At 70.8% G+C, this 15031-nt stretch carries 14 protein-coding genes and 1 pseudogene; 1 reads left to right on the top strand and 14 read right to left on the bottom strand.

The features are described 5' to 3' along the window. Window positions 1-150 (top strand): annotated as a pseudogene (locus AAD496_RS03500) (c-type cytochrome biogenesis protein CcsB); the annotation flags it as partial. A 174-nt stretch (window positions 151-324) separates the two neighbouring features. Here AAD496_RS03500 and ccsB read toward each other — a convergent pair. The 14 genes from ccsB to AAD496_RS03430 all read right to left on the bottom strand — a co-directional run bounded on the left by ccsB (window position 325) and on the right by AAD496_RS03430 (window position 15005). Continuing rightward, a complete protein-coding gene (gene ccsB, locus AAD496_RS03495; RefSeq protein ID WP_349827243.1) occupies window positions 325-1527 on the bottom strand; it encodes a c-type cytochrome biogenesis protein CcsB in 1203 nt (400 codons plus the stop codon). Continuing rightward, complete coding sequence (resB, locus tag AAD496_RS03490; protein ID WP_349827242.1) at window positions 1524-3266, bottom strand: cytochrome c biogenesis protein ResB; 1743 nt, start codon at window positions 3264-3266, stop codon at window positions 1524-1526. Before resB ends, ccsB begins: the two co-directional genes overlap by 4 nt. Window position 3267: 1 nt before the next feature. Continuing rightward, window positions 3268-4026, bottom strand: coding sequence for a cytochrome c biogenesis CcdA family protein (locus AAD496_RS03485; protein WP_349827241.1), 759 nt, complete (start codon window positions 4024-4026; stop codon window positions 3268-3270). After that, window positions 4023-4622: a TlpA family protein disulfide reductase gene (locus AAD496_RS03480; RefSeq protein ID WP_349827255.1), complete on the bottom strand. Its 600-nt coding sequence runs from the start codon at window positions 4620-4622 to the stop codon at window positions 4023-4025. The genes AAD496_RS03485 and AAD496_RS03480 overlap by 4 nt, the downstream gene beginning before the upstream one ends. A gap of 14 nt (window positions 4623-4636) precedes the next feature. Continuing rightward, complete coding sequence (locus tag AAD496_RS03475; RefSeq protein WP_349827240.1) at window positions 4637-5296, bottom strand: histidine phosphatase family protein; 660 nt, start codon at window positions 5294-5296, stop codon at window positions 4637-4639. Beyond that, window positions 5296-6651 carry a glutamate-1-semialdehyde 2,1-aminomutase gene (hemL, locus tag AAD496_RS03470; RefSeq protein WP_349827239.1) on the bottom strand — a complete coding sequence of 452 codons (1356 nt, stop codon included), beginning with the start codon at window positions 6649-6651 and terminating at the stop codon, window positions 5296-5298. The genes AAD496_RS03475 and hemL overlap by 1 nt, the downstream gene beginning before the upstream one ends. After that, on the bottom strand, window positions 6648-7211 hold the full coding sequence (locus AAD496_RS03465; RefSeq protein WP_349827238.1) for a MarR family winged helix-turn-helix transcriptional regulator: 564 nt from the start codon (window positions 7209-7211) through the stop codon (window positions 6648-6650). The genes hemL and AAD496_RS03465 overlap by 4 nt, the downstream gene beginning before the upstream one ends. Continuing rightward, window positions 7208-8200, bottom strand: coding sequence for a porphobilinogen synthase (hemB, locus tag AAD496_RS03460; protein WP_349827254.1), 993 nt, complete (start codon window positions 8198-8200; stop codon window positions 7208-7210). The genes AAD496_RS03465 and hemB overlap by 4 nt, the downstream gene beginning before the upstream one ends. A gap of 5 nt (window positions 8201-8205) precedes the next feature. After that, the gene (locus AAD496_RS03455) at window positions 8206-9828 is read right to left on the bottom strand and encodes a bifunctional uroporphyrinogen-III C-methyltransferase/uroporphyrinogen-III synthase (RefSeq protein WP_349827237.1); all 1623 of its coding nucleotides are present in this window, start codon (window positions 9826-9828) and stop codon (window positions 8206-8208) included. After that, window positions 9825-12317, bottom strand: coding sequence for a glutamyl-tRNA reductase (hemA, locus tag AAD496_RS03450; protein WP_349827236.1), 2493 nt, complete (start codon window positions 12315-12317; stop codon window positions 9825-9827). Before hemA ends, AAD496_RS03455 begins: the two co-directional genes overlap by 4 nt. Further along, complete coding sequence (locus tag AAD496_RS03445; RefSeq protein WP_349827253.1) at window positions 12314-13015, bottom strand: redox-sensing transcriptional repressor Rex; 702 nt, start codon at window positions 13013-13015, stop codon at window positions 12314-12316. Before AAD496_RS03445 ends, hemA begins: the two co-directional genes overlap by 4 nt. Window positions 13016-13026: 11 nt before the next feature. Continuing rightward, the gene (locus AAD496_RS03440) at window positions 13027-13290 is read right to left on the bottom strand and encodes a glutaredoxin family protein (protein ID WP_349827235.1); all 264 of its coding nucleotides are present in this window, start codon (window positions 13288-13290) and stop codon (window positions 13027-13029) included. Between the two features lie 137 nt (window positions 13291-13427). After that, complete coding sequence (locus tag AAD496_RS03435) at window positions 13428-13526, bottom strand: 30S ribosomal protein bS22 (protein ID WP_003792170.1); 99 nt, start codon at window positions 13524-13526, stop codon at window positions 13428-13430. A gap of 261 nt (window positions 13527-13787) precedes the next feature. Then, window positions 13788-15005: an acetoin utilization protein AcuC gene (locus tag AAD496_RS03430; protein ID WP_349827234.1), complete on the bottom strand. Its 1218-nt coding sequence runs from the start codon at window positions 15003-15005 to the stop codon at window positions 13788-13790. Window positions 15006-15031 lie beyond the last annotated feature (26 nt).

The raw sequence follows: 15031 nt of genomic DNA, 5'->3' as shown, positions 1-15031 counted from the left end.
TACGCGGCCTACCTCCACGCCCGCGCCACCCGCGGTTGGGGTCCGACCCGCGTGGCGGTCCTCAACCTGATCGGCCTGGCCACGGTGCTCTTCAATTTCACCGTCGTGAACGTCTACTTCAACGGGCTGCACTCCTACTCCGGGATCTGAGTCAGGGCTCTGCTCTCGGGGCTCTGGCGAGCGCTGAGCTGGCCCGCCCGCGTGAAATCACGGGGTTTGTCGCGGATGCCGTGAAACGTTTCACGGCATCCGCGACAAACCCCGTGATTTCACGCGGGCGGGCCAGCTCAGCGCTCGCCAGAGCCCCGAGAGCAGAGCCCTGACTCAGATCCCGGAGTAGGAGTGCAGCCCGTTGAAGTAGACGTTCACGACGGTGAAATTGAAGAGCACCGTGGCCAGGCCGATCAGGTTGAGGACCGCCACGCGGGTCGGACCCCAACCGCGGGTGGCGCGGGCGTGGAGGTAGGCCGCGTAGACGACCCACACGACGAACGTCCAGATCTCCTTCGTGTCCCACCCCCAGTAGCGGCCCCAGGCCACCTCGGCCCAGACCGCACCCGCGATGAGCGTGAACGTCCAGGTGATGAACCCGACGGCCGCGAGCCGGTACGACACCCGCTCGATGTCCTCGCTCGCGGGCAGACGATCCAGGAAGGACAGCCACCGCGGTCCCAGACCAGGACCACGCCCGGCTCCGGACCCTCGCCCGGAGGCCGCACCGTTCTCCCGCCCCGCCCGCGCGATCTGCACGAGCGCGAGGGCCGCCGAGATCGACAGCAGGGCCGTCGAGAGGATCGCGATCGGGACGTGGATGACGAGCCAGTAGGACTGGAGGGCCGGAATCAGCTCCGCGGCCTCGGTGTAGTACACGGTGATGCACAGACCCAGCGTCACGAGCAGCCCGCCGGACACGAAGGTGCCCAGGTACCGCAGGTCCTTGAACCGCAGCGACACGACGTACAGCAGGCCCACGATCGCGCTCGCGGTGAGCGCATACTCCATCATGTTGCCCCACGGCACCCGCATGACCGCGAGTGTCCGCGTGGCGACCGCACCCGCATGCAGCAGGACCGCGATGACGAGCAGTCCCGTCGCCACCCGTGCCCAACGATCCCCCGCTCCCGAGGCGCCCGTCCCCCCGGCACCGGACCCGGCCTTCCCGGCCGCGTCCACGGAGGACCCGACCGACCGGTCCGTCCCGGCCTTCCGCCCGCGGGCGTCCGCGGCGGCCTTCGCCCCGGCACCCCAGGTGCCCGAGGCGTCCTGCGGCCGACCGTCGTCGGCGAGCACGTCACTCGTGGCGGAATCGTCGGCACCGTCCTTCTCAAGGACGGCGACGGACCCACCGGCCGAGCGCCGGGCAACCTTCGCACCCGCGGCCTCACGTGCCGCCGCGGCCTGTTCCGGGTCGAGCCTGCGCCCGCCGAACAGGTCCCAGGCGTAGACGAGGAACGCGATCGCGTACACCGCCATCGCGGAATAGATGAGGAGATTCGACCAGGAGGCCATCTCGTAGTCCACGTTCATGAAGTCCTCTTCCGACCGTCGTCGTCACCGTCCGTCGCGCCGGGCGCCGTGGCCCCGGCCTCACCGGTGGAGCTCGCCGCCCCACCGCCCCAACGGCGCTGCAAGTCTACCGTCAGGTCCTCGACCGCCTTCTCGACCCCGGGGTCCTCGCCCCGGGCCAGGGCCGCCACCTCGACATGCCCGTCCTCCACCCGCACCCACACGCGCCGGCGCGGGACGAACAGGGAGCCCGCCAGGCCGAGGAACAGGAGTACGGAGAACACGAGCACCGCACCCTGGAAGGGGTCGTGGCGGATGTCCAGCGACACGAACCGCTCCACGCCCTCGAAGGTCACCGTGCCGAGCCCGTCGCCGAGTTCCACCTCGTCCCCGGGCAGCAGCTGCATGGTGAGTGGCTGTCCGTCGGGAGTCTCCACCTGCGTGAGTCCGTCCGTGTCGAGGGAGTAGACCGACTGCGGTACGCCCTCGTCGAGCCCCAGGTCCCCCTGCCAGGCGTTCATCACGAGCACCGGGTACTCCAGCGCCGGGAACACGGATTCCAGCTCGTTCCGCTCATTCACCGAGGCGGTGGGCAACAGGACGCCGGCGAAACCCAACTGGGTGTCGACGGAACCGGCGTCCGGCACCTTGACGACACCGCGCGAGGTGTACATCGCGTCCTCCGGCAGGAACACGGTGGGACCGGAGAACGTCACGTTCCCGTCCGCGTCCTTCACCGTCACGACCGGGGCGTACCCGTTGCCGAGCACGTAGACCCGCGAGCCGTCCACCCGCACGGGCTCGTTGGGCCGGAGGACCTGCTGGTACTCCTCCCCCTCGCCGGTCGTGACGGTCACGTTCGCGTCGAACTTCCGGGGCGCGCCGAACTGCGCGCCGTTCGGGTCCGAGGTCGAGTCGAACTCCGTGTCGAAGGAGTCGAGCCGCAACCGGAACTGGTCGAGGTCGTCCGTCCCGGAGAACCGCCCGGTGTCGAAGGAGTCGTAGGCGACCAGCGAGTTCGTGAAGGTGTCCCCCTCGACGAGCACGCGCTGGCCGGAGTACCCGAAGAAGGACCCCAGCGCCATCGTCACGACGACGCCCAACAGCGAGGCGTGGAACACCAGGTTCCCGGTCTCCCGCAGGTACCCCCGCTCGGCGGCCACGTGGTCGCCGTTCACCGTCGTCCGGTACCCGAGCTTCCGCAGTCGTTCCTGCGCCAGCGCCAGGAAATCCGCGTTCCCCGCCGCCGAGGCGCCCTGGCCTTCCGGACGGCCCGCAGGCTCCGCGTCCGCAGAGCCGACGGTTCCGTCCGCCAGGTCGAACTCCCGGTACCCGGGCATCCGCCCCAGGCGCTTGGGAGCCCGCGGCGGCCGTGCCCGCATCGCCTTCCAGTGCTGCTTGGTCCGCGGCAGGATGCAGCCGACCATCGAGACCATGAGGAGGATGTAGACGGCGGAGAACCAGAAGGACGAGTAGACGTCGAAGAACTGGAAGGCGTCGAGCACCTGCCCGAGCGTCCCGTTGCCCTCGATCCAGTTGTTCACCGCCGCCGGGTCCTGCACCCGCTGCGGGAACAGGGAACCCGGTACGGCGGCGAGGGCGAGGACGAGCAGCAGGATGAGCGCCACCTTCATGGTGGTGAGCTGCCGCCACGCCCAGCGCAGCATGCCGATCACCCCGATGTCCGGCTGCGTCACGGCGGGATTCTGCCCACCCGACTTCGGCACGGGCGACTTCTTCCCGGTCTCCGTCGTCCTCATGTCAGATCGCCACCTCGTAGTCCGCGATGAGTCCCTGCAGTGCGTTCATCCACATCTCCCAGACCCCGCTCACGAGGAGCAGTCCGATGATCACGAGCATGCCGCCACCGATCCGCACGATCGCGGTCTGGTGCCGACGGATCCAGGCCAGCCGGCCCGCCCCCTTCTGCAGCCCGATGGCCACGAGCAGGAACGGCACCCCGAGTCCCAGGCAGTACACGAAGGTGAGCAGCGTGCCCCGCCACAGCGCGCCGTCCGCCCCGAATCCGGTCGACAGGGCGAGCACCGCGGCGAGTGTCGGGCCGATGCACGGGGCCCAGCCGAGGGCGAAGGTCGCGCCGAGCACAGGGGCGCCCCAGAGTCCGGCCCTCGGGCGGGCGTGGATCCGGCGTTCCTTCTGCAGGAACCCGAGCCCGCCCATGAAGACGATGCCCGCCACGACGACGAGGACACCCATGAGGCGGGTGACGAGACCGATGTGGCCCGACAGCACCGAGCCGAGCCCGGAGAAGGCCGTCCCGAGGGTCACGAACACGACCGCGAAGCCGAGCACGAAGAGTCCCACGCCCGTGACGACCCGCCAGGTCTGCTTCTCCTGGAGGGAGGACCCGGTCAGTCCCGTCACATAGCCCACGTAGCCGGGCACGAGCGGGAGCACGCAGGGTGAGACGAAGGAGACCGCTCCGGCGAGCAACGCGACGAGGACCGCCACCAGGAGCGGTCCGTCGAGGGCGATCTGGGCGAAGGTCTGTCCGATCACGAGCCGGCGAGCACGTCCTCGACGATGCCCCGCAGCGTCGACTCCTCGACCGCACCGACCACGCGGGCCGCGGCCCGACCCTGTGCGTCGAGCACGACGGTCGAGGGGGTGGCCTGCGGCGGCAGGATGCCCGACAGCAGCGACACGACGGCCCCGTCGGTGTCGAGCATGTTCGCGTAGGACACCCCGAAGTTCTCGATGAAGGCGTTCGCGGCCGCGGCCTGGTCCCGGACGTTGACGCCCAGGAACTCGACCTCGTCGGCGAACTCGCCGGCGACCGCCTCGAGCGCGGGTGCCTCCTTGCGGCACGGCGGGCAGGCCGCGTACCAGAGGTTGAGGACGACGGCCTTGGGCCGCCAGTCGGCCAGCGACAGGTTCTGCCCGTCGAGGGTGGTGAAGGTGAGGTCGAGCGGTTCACCGCGGTCGGCCTCGGCGACCTGGGTGATGACACCCGTGCCGCTCACGTAGCCCTGGTCGGATCCGGCCTGTGCGGCCAGCCGGTCATCGGTCGCCGACCCGCAGGCGGCCAGGAGCGCCCCCGCACCGAGCACACCGATACCGGTGGCCCCGAGGCGGATGGCACCCCGACGACTCATCGAAGAACCCTGCTTCACGCGCCGGCCACCGCCTTCTGCGGCTGGAGGTCGGCGCACACGTCCGTGTACTGCACGTCGTCCAGTGTGGCCCCGGAGTATGTGAAAGTCGTGACCGAGGCGAGAGCGCACTCGCGCCGCCGAGGGTCGCCCCACAGGGGTCGGCCCTCGGCGGCGAGCCGGGTGACCCAGATGGGCAACTGGTGGGAGACGACCACCCCGTCGACGGTGTCGAGCCCCTCGGCATCGGCCGCCCGCTGCAGACGCGACCGCAGCGTGGCGATCGCCGCCCGCATGCGGCGGACCTGCGCGGTGTAGGGCTCGCCCCAGGAGGGACGGAACGGGTTGTACACGCGGCGGAGGTGTGCGGGCCGCTTGAGGTCACGGCTGAGGACCAGGCCCTCGAACCGATTGGCCGCCTCGATGACGCGATCGTCGGTCACCGGGTCGAGCCCGGTGGCCCGGGCGATCGGGGCCACCGTCTCCTGGGCGCGCTGGAGCGGCGAGACGACGAGACCACGGACGGCCTTCGTGTTCTCCGGGTACCAGCGGCCCAGTCGCTCGGCCATCTCCCGGCCGGTGTCCGACAGGCCGTACCCGGGCAGCCGGCCGTAGAGCACGCCCTCGGGGTTGTACACCTCGCCGTGACGGGTGAGGTGGATGCGCACCGTCGTCATCAGGCGTCCTGCCCCGCACCACCGGACTGCGCGGCGGCCGCGGCACGGGCGGCGGCCGGCAGTGCCGCGACGATCTTCTCGAGCACCTCGTCGGTGTGGGCCAGGGACAGGAACCACACCTCGAAGGCGCTCGGCGGCAGGTGCACGCCCTGGTCGAGCATCGAGGTGAAAAACGCGGCGTAAGCGCCGGTGTCCTGGGCCTGGGCGTCGGCGTAGTCACGCACCACGCCGTCGCGGCCGGGGGTGAAGAACACGGAGAACATCGAGTTCGCGCTCTGGATCACGTGCGGGACACCCGCAGCGTCGAGAACGTGTGCGATCTCCGGGCGCAGGACGTCCGCGGCCCGCTCGACGTGCGAGTAGACGTCGAGTTCGCGCGTCAGCCGCAGGGTCGCCAGGCCCGCCGCCGTGGCGACCGGGTTCCCGGCGAGCGTGCCCGCCTGGTAGACGGGGCCGGTGGGGGCCAGGTACTCCATGACCTCGCGGCGACCGCCGAAAGCCGCGGCCGGGAAGCCGCCGCCCATGACCTTGCCGTAGGTGAAGAGGTCGGCCGCGCCCTCGGGGTAGCCGAGCGTGGCGGCCTCGTGGCCGTACCACCCGGCCTCGGAGACACGGAACCCGGTCATGACCTCGTCGGAGATCATGAGGGCGCCGTGTTCCTTCGTCACCGAACGGATCACGTTCGTGAATCCGTCGAGCGGCGGGACGACACCCATGTTGCCGGGGCTCGCCTCGGTGATGACGCAGGCGATCTGGTCCCCGTGCTCGGCGAAGGCGGCCCGGAGCGCCTCGGCGTCGTTGTAGGGCAGGACGAGGGTGTCCGCGGCCGAGGCGCCCGTCACTCCCGGCGAATCCGGCAGGGAGAAGGTGGCCAGGCCGGAACCCGCGGCGGCCAACAGCGCGTCGACGTGACCGTGGTAGCAGCCGGCGAACTTCACGACCTTGGGACGGCCGGTGAAACCCCGGGCCAGGCGCACCGCGCTCATCGTCGCCTCGGTGCCCGAGGACACGAACCGGACCTGTTCGACCGGTTCGACCCGGTCCACGATCTCCTCGGCGAGGAGCACCTCGTTCTCGCTCGGGGTGCCGAAGCTGAAGCCCTTGTCCGCAGCGGCGTGGACGGCGGCCAGCACCTCCGGGTGGGAGTGTCCGAGGATCATCGGGCCCCAGGAGCCGATGAGGTCGACGTAGGAGGTCCCGTCGACGTCGACGAGTTCGGCACCGCGCGCGTGGTCGATGAAACGCGGGGTCCCGCCCACGGAGCCGAAGGCACGCACCGGCGAGTTCACGCCACCGGGGGTCACCGTGGCGGCGCGGGTGAAGAGGTCGGTGGAACGGGTGGTCTCTGCGATCATCGGGTCTCTCCTTCCAGGTGGGCGTTGACCTTCGCGAAGGCACGGCCCAGCACTGCGATCTCGGTCTCGTCGAGCAGGTCGATGAGGTGGCGGCGCACCCCGTTCACGTGTTCGGGCACGGCGGCGACGTGGGCGTCCCAACCGGCGGCGGTCATCCGACAGTCGACACCCCGGCGGTCGTCCAGGCTGCTCACCCGTTCGACCCAGCCGTTCTTCTCCATCTTGGCCACCACGTGGGTGAGCCGGGAGCGGGAGACGGCCAGGGAGTCGGCCAGGTCCGCCATGCGCATGGTGCGGTCGGGGCGTTCGGCCAGACGCACGAAGACCTCGTACTCCTGCAGGGTGAGGCCGTGGGCGCGCCGCAGTTCCCGGTCGAGCACCGAGACCAGGTTCTCGTGGCTGAGCATGAGATTGCGCCAGGCACGGATCTCCGCGTCGTCCAGCCACTGCGGTTCCGGGCCGTCACCGTCCCACATGGGCACCACGCGTCCGGAAGTCTCCCGGGTCAGACGGGACTCCGCGGAATCCGCCGGGTCGGCCGGGTCCGGTGCGGTGTTCACGACCCGATCTCCCGGGCCACCTCGGTCGCCCAGTACGTGAGGATCGTGTCGGCACCGGCACGCTTGAAGCACAGGAGGGACTCGAGGATCGCGGGCATCCGGTCGATCGCACCGGCCCGTGCGGCGAACTCGATCATCGCGTACTCACCGGAGATCTGATAGGTCCAGACCGGGACGGGGCTGGACTCCGCGACCTCGGCGAGCACGTCGAGGTAGGGCAGACCAGGCTTCACCATGACGACGTCGGCACCCTCGGCGAGGTCGAGTTCGAGTTCCCGGATCGCCTCGCGGCCGTTGGCGGGGTCCTGCTGGTAGGTCCGGCGGTCGCCCTCGAGCTGGGACTCGACGGCCTCCCGGAAGGGTCCGTAGAAGGCCGAGGAGTACTTGGCCGTGTAGCCCATGATGACGGTGTCGGTGTGCCCGTGCGTGTCGAGGGCGTCGCGTACGGCGGCCACCTGGCCGTCCATCATGCCCGACAGCCCGAGGACGTGGGCGCCTGCCGCGGCCTGGGCGAGTGCCATGTCCGTGTAGCGGGCGAGCGTGGCGTCGTTGTCGACGCTCCCGTCGGCGGCGAGCACCCCGCAATGACCGTGATCGGTGAACTCGTCGAGGCACAGGTCGGCCATGACGACCGTGCGATCGCCGACGGCCTCGACACAGGCGGAGATCGCACGGTTGAGGATCCCCTCGGGGGCCCATGCCTGCGAACCGATCGCGTCGCGTTCGGCCGGGATGCCGAACAGCATGATCCCGCCCACCCCGGCGTCCGCGGCCTCCTTCGCCGCATCGACGAGGCTGGTGAGCGTGTGCTGGAGGACCCCGGGCATACCCTGCAGCTCCACCGGTTCCGTGAGCGTCTCCTTGACGAACATCGGCAGGACCAGATCCGCCGGATGCAGACGGTTCTCCGTCACCAGGCGTCGCAAGGGCGCGGTCGCGCGCAGACGGCGGGGACGGACGGTTCCGGGGGCCAGCGAGTAGGCGCTCATGTGGGTCATTTCCTCCTGCGGACGCGTGAACGGGACGGCCGGGTCGGGGTTCGGCCCGCGGCGGAGTCCTCGGCCCGCAGCTTCCGGGCGTGGTCCGCCAGTCCCTCGACCAATGATCCCAGATTCGCCTCGGCGGCGAGGACGTCGACGGTGAGACCGTGGTCGCGGGCGGTCTGCGCGGTGGCCGGGCCGATGCAGGCGACGACGGTGTTCCGGTGCGGTTTGCCGGCGATGCCCACGAGGTTGCGCACCGTCGAGGACGAGGTGAACAACACGGCGTCGAACTCCCCGGACTTGATGGACTCGCGCACCGGTGCCGGCGGCGGGGCTGCCCGCACCGTCCGGTAGGCGGTCACGTCGTCGACGTCCCACCCCCGGTCGAGCAGCCCGTCGACCAGGACGTCCGTGGCGATGTCGGCCCGCGGCAGCAGCACCCGGCCGAGCGCGTCGATCTCCGGATCGAAGTCCGGCCACTCGGCCAGCAGACCGCGTGCGGAGTGTTCCCCGGACGGCACGAGGTCCGGTTCGATGCCCCACTCCCGCAGGGAATCGGCGGTCCGCCCGCCCACGGCGGCGACCTTGAGACCCGCGAGCGCCCGGACGTCGAGGCCCAGCTCGGTCACCCGCATCCGGACGGCGCGGACGGCGTTGACCGAGGTGAATCCGACCCACTGGTAGTCACCGTCGACGAGCGCCCGGATGGCCTTCTGGATCTTCGTCGGGGTGCGCGGCGGCTGGACGACGATCGTCGGGACGACGGTGCCCTCCGCGCCGTAACCGGCCAACAGTTCCCGGGTGGACGCGCCCTGTTCCTTGGTCCGGGGCACCAGGACCTTCCAGCCGAACAGCGGTTTCGACTCGAACCAGCTGAGGTCGGCCCGCTTCTCGATCGCGTGGCCGAGCAGCATGTGGACGTCGCAGTCCAGGCACTCCCCCGCCGCGCGTTCGGTCTCCAGACGCTCGACGGCCGTGCCGAGGGTCGCCTCGATCGTCACCTGTTCGAGGGTCGACAGCCCGGTCGTCATGAGGACGGGGACGTCCGCGTCCCACCCGTCCTCGAGGAGGGCGGCGACCGCCTCGGCGATCCGCGCGGGCCGCCCGGACACCACGTGCCCGGTGTTGCGGTGGCGCGACACGTCCGTGTGGGTCTGCGGACCGGCCTCGACGAACCGGACCGACCGGGTGCGGTTCGTGGTGATCGGAGTACCGGTGAAGGCGGAGATCGACGAGCTGATGCCCACACCGGGCACCATCTCGACGTCGACCTCGGCGCGCATGACGGCGGCCGCCTCGTCGGTGGTCGTCGAGAACAGCACACCGTCGTGCGGCACGATCCGCACGACGGTGCCGTGGTCCCGGGCCAACGCCACCAGGCGCCGACCCCGGGTGGTGGTCGTCTGTCCGAGGTCCGCCGAGGTGATCCGCTCGACCGCCGCCGGCACGGAGGCGTCGACGATGTCGTCGGGCACACGCTCGTCGCTCACCCCCGCCGAGGCGCCCTGCAGTAGGTCCGCCCCGCGCAGTGTCATGAGGCCCGGGTCCCCGGGGCCGGCCCCGAGGGAGTGGACGATCGCACGGCCCGGCACCAGGCGGGTGGGACGCCGGACCCCGTCCGGGACGGCGGTCATCGGGAGACCTCCGAGGGCGCCTCGGCGGGCTCCTGCGCGTCCTCCGGCAGGGTCGCGACGTGGCTCTCCGGAGCGTTCGAGGTGATGGTGTCCGGGACGGACCCGAGGGAGCCCAGCAGCGCGTCGGCGACGCGGTGGCCCAGGCGCTTGGCCGCGAGCACGACCTCCGGTTCCCCGGTCGAGGCGGAGTGCTTGGGCAGTTCCTCGACGTCGCTGATCCGGCGCAGGCGGCCGGCGTCGTCGGCCATCACCGCGGTGAGGGTGAGCGCGCGCCCGTCGAGCTCGGCGAAGGCGCCGATCGGGGCGGAGCAGCCGGCCTCCGCGCGGGAGAGCACGGCGCGTTCGCACAGGACGGTGAGCGCGGTCGCCTCGTCGTGGACGGACTTGAGAGCGGTACGCAGCATCGCGTCGTTGGCGTCGATGTCGGACTCCGCCGCGCGGCACTCGACGGCCAGCGCACCCTGGCCGGGGGCCGGGAGCATGACGGCGGAGTCGAGGACGTCGGTGACCTCGTCGAGACGGCCCAGACGGCGGACACCGGCGGCGGCGAGGACGATGGCGTCGAGGGAGCCCTCGGTGACGTGGCGGATGCGGGTGTCGACGTTGCCGCGCACGCCCTTGACCTGGAGGTCGGGGCGCAGGGCCCGGATCTGGGCGGCGCGGCGCGGCGATCCGGTGCCGATGGTGGACCCGGCCGGCAGCTCGCGCAGGGTGAGGCCGTCACGCGCGATGAGGACGTCGGCGGGGTCCACGCGGGGCGGGACGGCGCCCAGGTGGATGCCGGCGGCCGGTGCCGTGGGCAGGTCCTTGAGGGAGTGGACGACCAGGTCGACCTTGCCGGTGAGCAGGGCGGTGCGGACGGCGGAGACGAACACGCCCGTCCCACCGAGCGAGGCGAGAGGGGTCATGTTGACGTCGCCCTCGGTGACGACCTCGACGATCTGCACGCGCCAGCCGGTGTGGCGGGCCAGCTGCTGGGCCAGTGCGATCGACTGGGAGCGCGCGAGCTGGGACCGGCGGGTGCCCAGGCGCACGGTGTGACCGTTCCACTCCGGCGGCTCGACCGTCTGCAGCGTGTGGTCGGCGACCGGGCGTTTGCCGTCGGCCGTCGGGTCGACCACCTGCTGCGGGACGGCCGCCGGCAGTCCCCCGTCCTCGTCCACCGGCAGCTTGGTCGCGTCGACGGGTCCGGTCCCGCGGTCGCGCAGGTCGAAGAGGGCCGACAGTGCCGCGGCGTAGTCGACACCGGAGTCGTCGGCGACGAGTTCCTTCACCTTGACGGTCGGCGTGTGGATGATCTTGTCGGAGGCGCGGCCCAGGGTCTTGCGGATCTCCGTCAGTGCCTTCTCGTCGACGGTGTCACCGAGCTTGTTGCGCAGACGGGCGAACTCGGACTCGACGACCTCGACGGCGTGGTTGCGGAGGGCGGCGAGCGTCGGAGCGATCTCGCGGGCGCGGCGGCCGGCCTCGATCTGTTCCATCTCCTCGGCGATGATCCCCTTCACCTGGCCGAGGATCTCCAGGACGTCCGCGCTCGAGGCGGCCTCCGACTTCTTGTACAGGCCGGAGAGGTCGTCGAGGCCGAGCAGGCGCACGTAGGGCAGTTCACCGACCTCCGGGTCGATGTCGTGGGGCAGCGCGAGGTCGACGAAGAACTTGTGGGGCTGCTCGTCGAGGTCGGTCTGCATGCCCTCGATCACGAGGTCCTTCCCGAGCACGGTCCCCCGGGCACCGGTGACGGAGACGATGAGGTCCGCCTCTCCGATCTCCCGCACGAGGGAATCGTGGTCGAGGGCGACGGCCCGGCCGCCCACGGGTTCGGCCAGGCGTTCGGCCTTCTCCAGGGTCCGGTTGATGACCGTGATCCGCTTGACGCCGGCCCGGTGCAGGCTCGCGACGGTGAGCCCGGACATCGCACCGGCTCCGACGACGAGTGCCTGGGCCCGGTCGAGGGGACCGATGTGGCGGCGGGCCGCGGCGAAGGAGGTGTCGAGGAGGGACTGCGAGACGGAGTCGAGGCGGGTCTCGGAGTGGGCACGCTTGCCGACCCGGAGGGCCTGCTGTATGGCGTCGGACAGATGTCCGGTGAGACGGTCGGCCTCCTGGGCGCGGGTGAAGGCACCACGCAGCTGACCGAGGATCTGGGCCTCGCCGACGGCCATCGAGTCGAGTCCGGCGGCGAGCGTGAGCAGGTGTTCGACGGCCTTCTCGTCGAAGTACACGTAGACGTGCTCCGAGAGCGTGTTCCAGTCGATCCCGACGGTCTTGACGAGCGTCCCGCCCAGGTCCGCCAGGCCCCCGTGGAAGGCACCGACGTCCGCGATGATCTCCAGCCGGTTGCAGGTGGCGAGCACGGTCGCCCCCTCGACGTACTCCCCGTGCAGGGCCTTCTCCAGGAGCGCCTCCGACTGGGCGCCGTCGATCGCGAGGGCGTCGAGGAGGGACATGGGGGCCGAGCGGTGCGAGATACCCAGGACGAGAAGTGTCACAGCGATTCCCTGATCGTGTTACCGGTGGTGGACGGTGCGGCGGTGTGGTGGGCGAGCACCTGGAGCTCCGTGGCGAGGTCCACGTGCCGCACGGGGACCTCCGGGGGGACGGACAGGACCACGGGGGCGAAGTTGAGCAGTCCCCGCACCCGGGCGGCGACGGCGCGGTCCGCCACGTCCTGCGCGGCGGGCGCCGGAACGGCGATCACGAGGAGCTCCACCCCGTGGTCCCGGACGAGTCCGTCGAGGGTGTCGAGGTGGGCCACCCGGACTCCTCCGACCGCGGACCCGACCAACCGGTCGTCGACGTCGAGCACGCCCACGAGCTCGAAACCGGAGTCGTGGATACCCGCGTAGTCGGCCAGGGCCGAACCCAGGCGACCGGCACCGGCGATGGCGATGCGGCGCGTCCGGTCGAGGCCGAGGAAGGTCCGCAGTCGGGCGGCCAAGGTCGGGCAGTCGTAGCCGACACCACGGCGTCCGGTGGCCCCGACGTGCGAGAGGTCGCGACGCAGAACGGCGGACGAGACACCACAGCGACCGGCGAGTTCCTCGCTGGAGACGGTGACGACCCCGGCCGCGGCCAGGGCCTCCAGTGCCTGCAGGTATCCCGGGAGTCGTCCGACGACGGGCGCGGGTGTGCTCACGTCGGGATCTGCCTCCTCGGGGTGGTCTGCTGCGGTGTCGGTGCGGGAGATGGGGTGGGACGTCAGCGGGCGGCGAGACGGTCGAGTGCGGAGCGCAGTCGGCCGGCATCGACACGGTGGACACTGTGCTGCCTGCCGTCGAGGACGACGACGGGCACGTCCCAGTCGTATCGTGCACGCAGGTCCGCCGGGGTGTCCGGGGCATCGATGTCGATCTCGTGGAAGGTGACGTCGTCACGGTCCGCGAGCACCGACCCGACGACGACACGGGCGTCGTCGCACAGATGACAGTCGGCACGGGTGTAGAAGTGCAGTGCGGTGCTCATGGTGTCTCCCCGTCCTGTCCACGCCTCCGGACGCGGGTCCGGGTCGGACCGGACTGTGACCGCGCAGGTCACACCAGGCGCCCGTACGCGGACACGCCCCCACACGGGTTCACCGGGCGGGGGCGCATGCGGAAGTCTTACTTCTTGTTGCGACGCTGGTGGCGGGTCTTGCGAAGAAGCTTGCGGTGCTTCTTCTTGGCCATACGCTTACGACGCTTCTTGATGACGGAACCCACTGTGTAACCTCCAGCGGTCGATGACGAGGGTGGCACCGAGGGCCCCTGTGAGAGGACCTCCGGGTGTCCACACGGTGAACATAACCGCTCGATTCTATCTCTTCGGGCCACCGGCGCCCAAAAGAGTCGCTCATCTCACAGCCCGGTGATGCCGGACCGTGACCTCCGGCGCCCCGTCCGGATCCTGGACGCGCTATGTGTTGCAGCCGCGCTATACGGCCAAATAGCCCGTCCGCAGCACATATCGCGGCCGGGTTCCGCTCAGTCGAAATAGGGATCCAGGCCGTAGAACGGGAACACGTTCTTGCGCACCGCCATGACGGCACGGTCGAGGTCGGACTCGGGGTCGAACCCCTCCGTCCAGGGCTTGTACTCGCCCTCGTAACCGTCCGTCATGATCTCCGGGGCCGGCCGCCCCGTCTTCTGGCGCACGTAGTGCTGCCACTCCGGAGGGGTCGGTTCCCACGGCCCGATGTCGAGGCCCGCGGAGATCCCCACGAGGCTGCTCCACACGCGGGGGACAACGTCGACGACCGCGTAGCCGCCACCGCCGGTCGCCAGCCACCTGCCGTCGCACAGTTCCTCGGAGAGGTCACGGATCCACGTCGAGGCGACCCGCATGGCGTCGATGCTCAGACGCAGGTGGGTGAGCGGGTCCTCACGGTGACCGTCGCAGCCGTGCTGGGAAACGATCACCTGCGGGTTGAACTCGCGCAGGACCTTGGGCAGGACCGCGTCGAGGGCGCGCAGCCAGTCCTCGTCGCGGGCCCGCGGGGGCATGGGGATGTTCACCGCACTCGCGGCGGCCTTGAGACCCCCGATGTCGTTGGGGAACCCCGTGCCGGGGTAGAGGAACCGGCCGTTCTCGTGGATGGAGACGGTGAGGACCCGCGGGTCGTCCCAGAAGAAGGTCTCGGTCCCGTCGCCGTGGTGGGCGTCGAGGTCGATGTACACGACCCGCTGGTACCCGGCGTCGAGGAACTGCTGGATCGCGCCGGCCGCGTCGTTGTAGACGCAGAACCCGCCGGCCTTCGCGGGCATGGCGTGGTGCATGCCGCCGCAGAAGTTCACGGCCCGGTCGTACCGACCGGAGATGATCGCCCGGGCGGCGTCGACGCTGCCCTGGTAGATGCGCGCCGAGGCCTCGTGGATGCGGTCGAAACGGGGCACCTCGTCGGTACCGAGACCGTAGGTGGCCGTGGTGATCGCATCGACGCTCGTCCGCTCGCCCGCCTTCTTGACCGCGTCGACGAAGGCCTCGTCGTGGAGCGCCAGGAGGGTGTCCTCCTCGGCCTCACCCACCCCGTGGACGTGCACCCGGGAGTTGTCGAAGACGCCGAACTCGGTGGCGAGCGCCGCCGTGAGGTCCAGGCGCAGGGGGTGCATGGGGTGCCCCGGCCCGAAGTCGTACTCCGTGAAGGTCGGCTCCCACACCACGTACACGTCCGTGGGCTCGGCCACCCGCTCCCTGCTGGTCATGCGGACCACTGTAACGCCTGTCACTC

The sequence above is a fragment of the Brevibacterium litoralis genome (assembly GCF_040212315.1).
Classification (GTDB): Bacteria; Actinomycetota; Actinomycetes; order Actinomycetales; family Brevibacteriaceae; genus Brevibacterium; species Brevibacterium litoralis.
This window is presented reverse-complemented; position numbering and strand designations above follow the sequence as displayed.

What these genes read in the sequence shown, in the direction of transcription:
- ccsB (WP_349827243.1), bottom strand. Translation starts at nt 1,527, where the DNA reads ATGAACGTGGACTACGAGATGGCCTCCTGGTCGAATCTCCTCATCTAT.
- resB (WP_349827242.1), bottom strand. Translation starts at nt 3,266, where the DNA reads ATGAGGACGACGGAGACCGGGAAGAAGTCGCCCGTGCCGAAGTCGGGT.
- AAD496_RS03480 (WP_349827255.1), bottom strand. Translation starts at nt 4,622, where the DNA reads ATGAGTCGTCGGGGTGCCATCCGCCTCGGGGCCACCGGTATCGGTGTG.
- AAD496_RS03475 (WP_349827240.1), bottom strand. Translation starts at nt 5,296, where the DNA reads ATGACGACGGTGCGCATCCACCTCACCCGTCACGGCGAGGTGTACAAC.
- hemL (WP_349827239.1), bottom strand. Translation starts at nt 6,651, where the DNA reads ATGATCGCAGAGACCACCCGTTCCACCGACCTCTTCACCCGCGCCGCC.
- hemB (WP_349827254.1), bottom strand. Translation starts at nt 8,200, where the DNA reads ATGAGCGCCTACTCGCTGGCCCCCGGAACCGTCCGTCCCCGCCGTCTG.
- AAD496_RS03455 (WP_349827237.1), bottom strand. Translation starts at nt 9,828, where the DNA reads ATGACCGCCGTCCCGGACGGGGTCCGGCGTCCCACCCGCCTGGTGCCG.
- AAD496_RS03440 (WP_349827235.1), bottom strand. Translation starts at nt 13,290, where the DNA reads ATGAGCACCGCACTGCACTTCTACACCCGTGCCGACTGTCATCTGTGC.
- AAD496_RS03430 (WP_349827234.1), bottom strand. Translation starts at nt 15,005, where the DNA reads ATGACCAGCAGGGAGCGGGTGGCCGAGCCCACGGACGTGTACGTGGTG.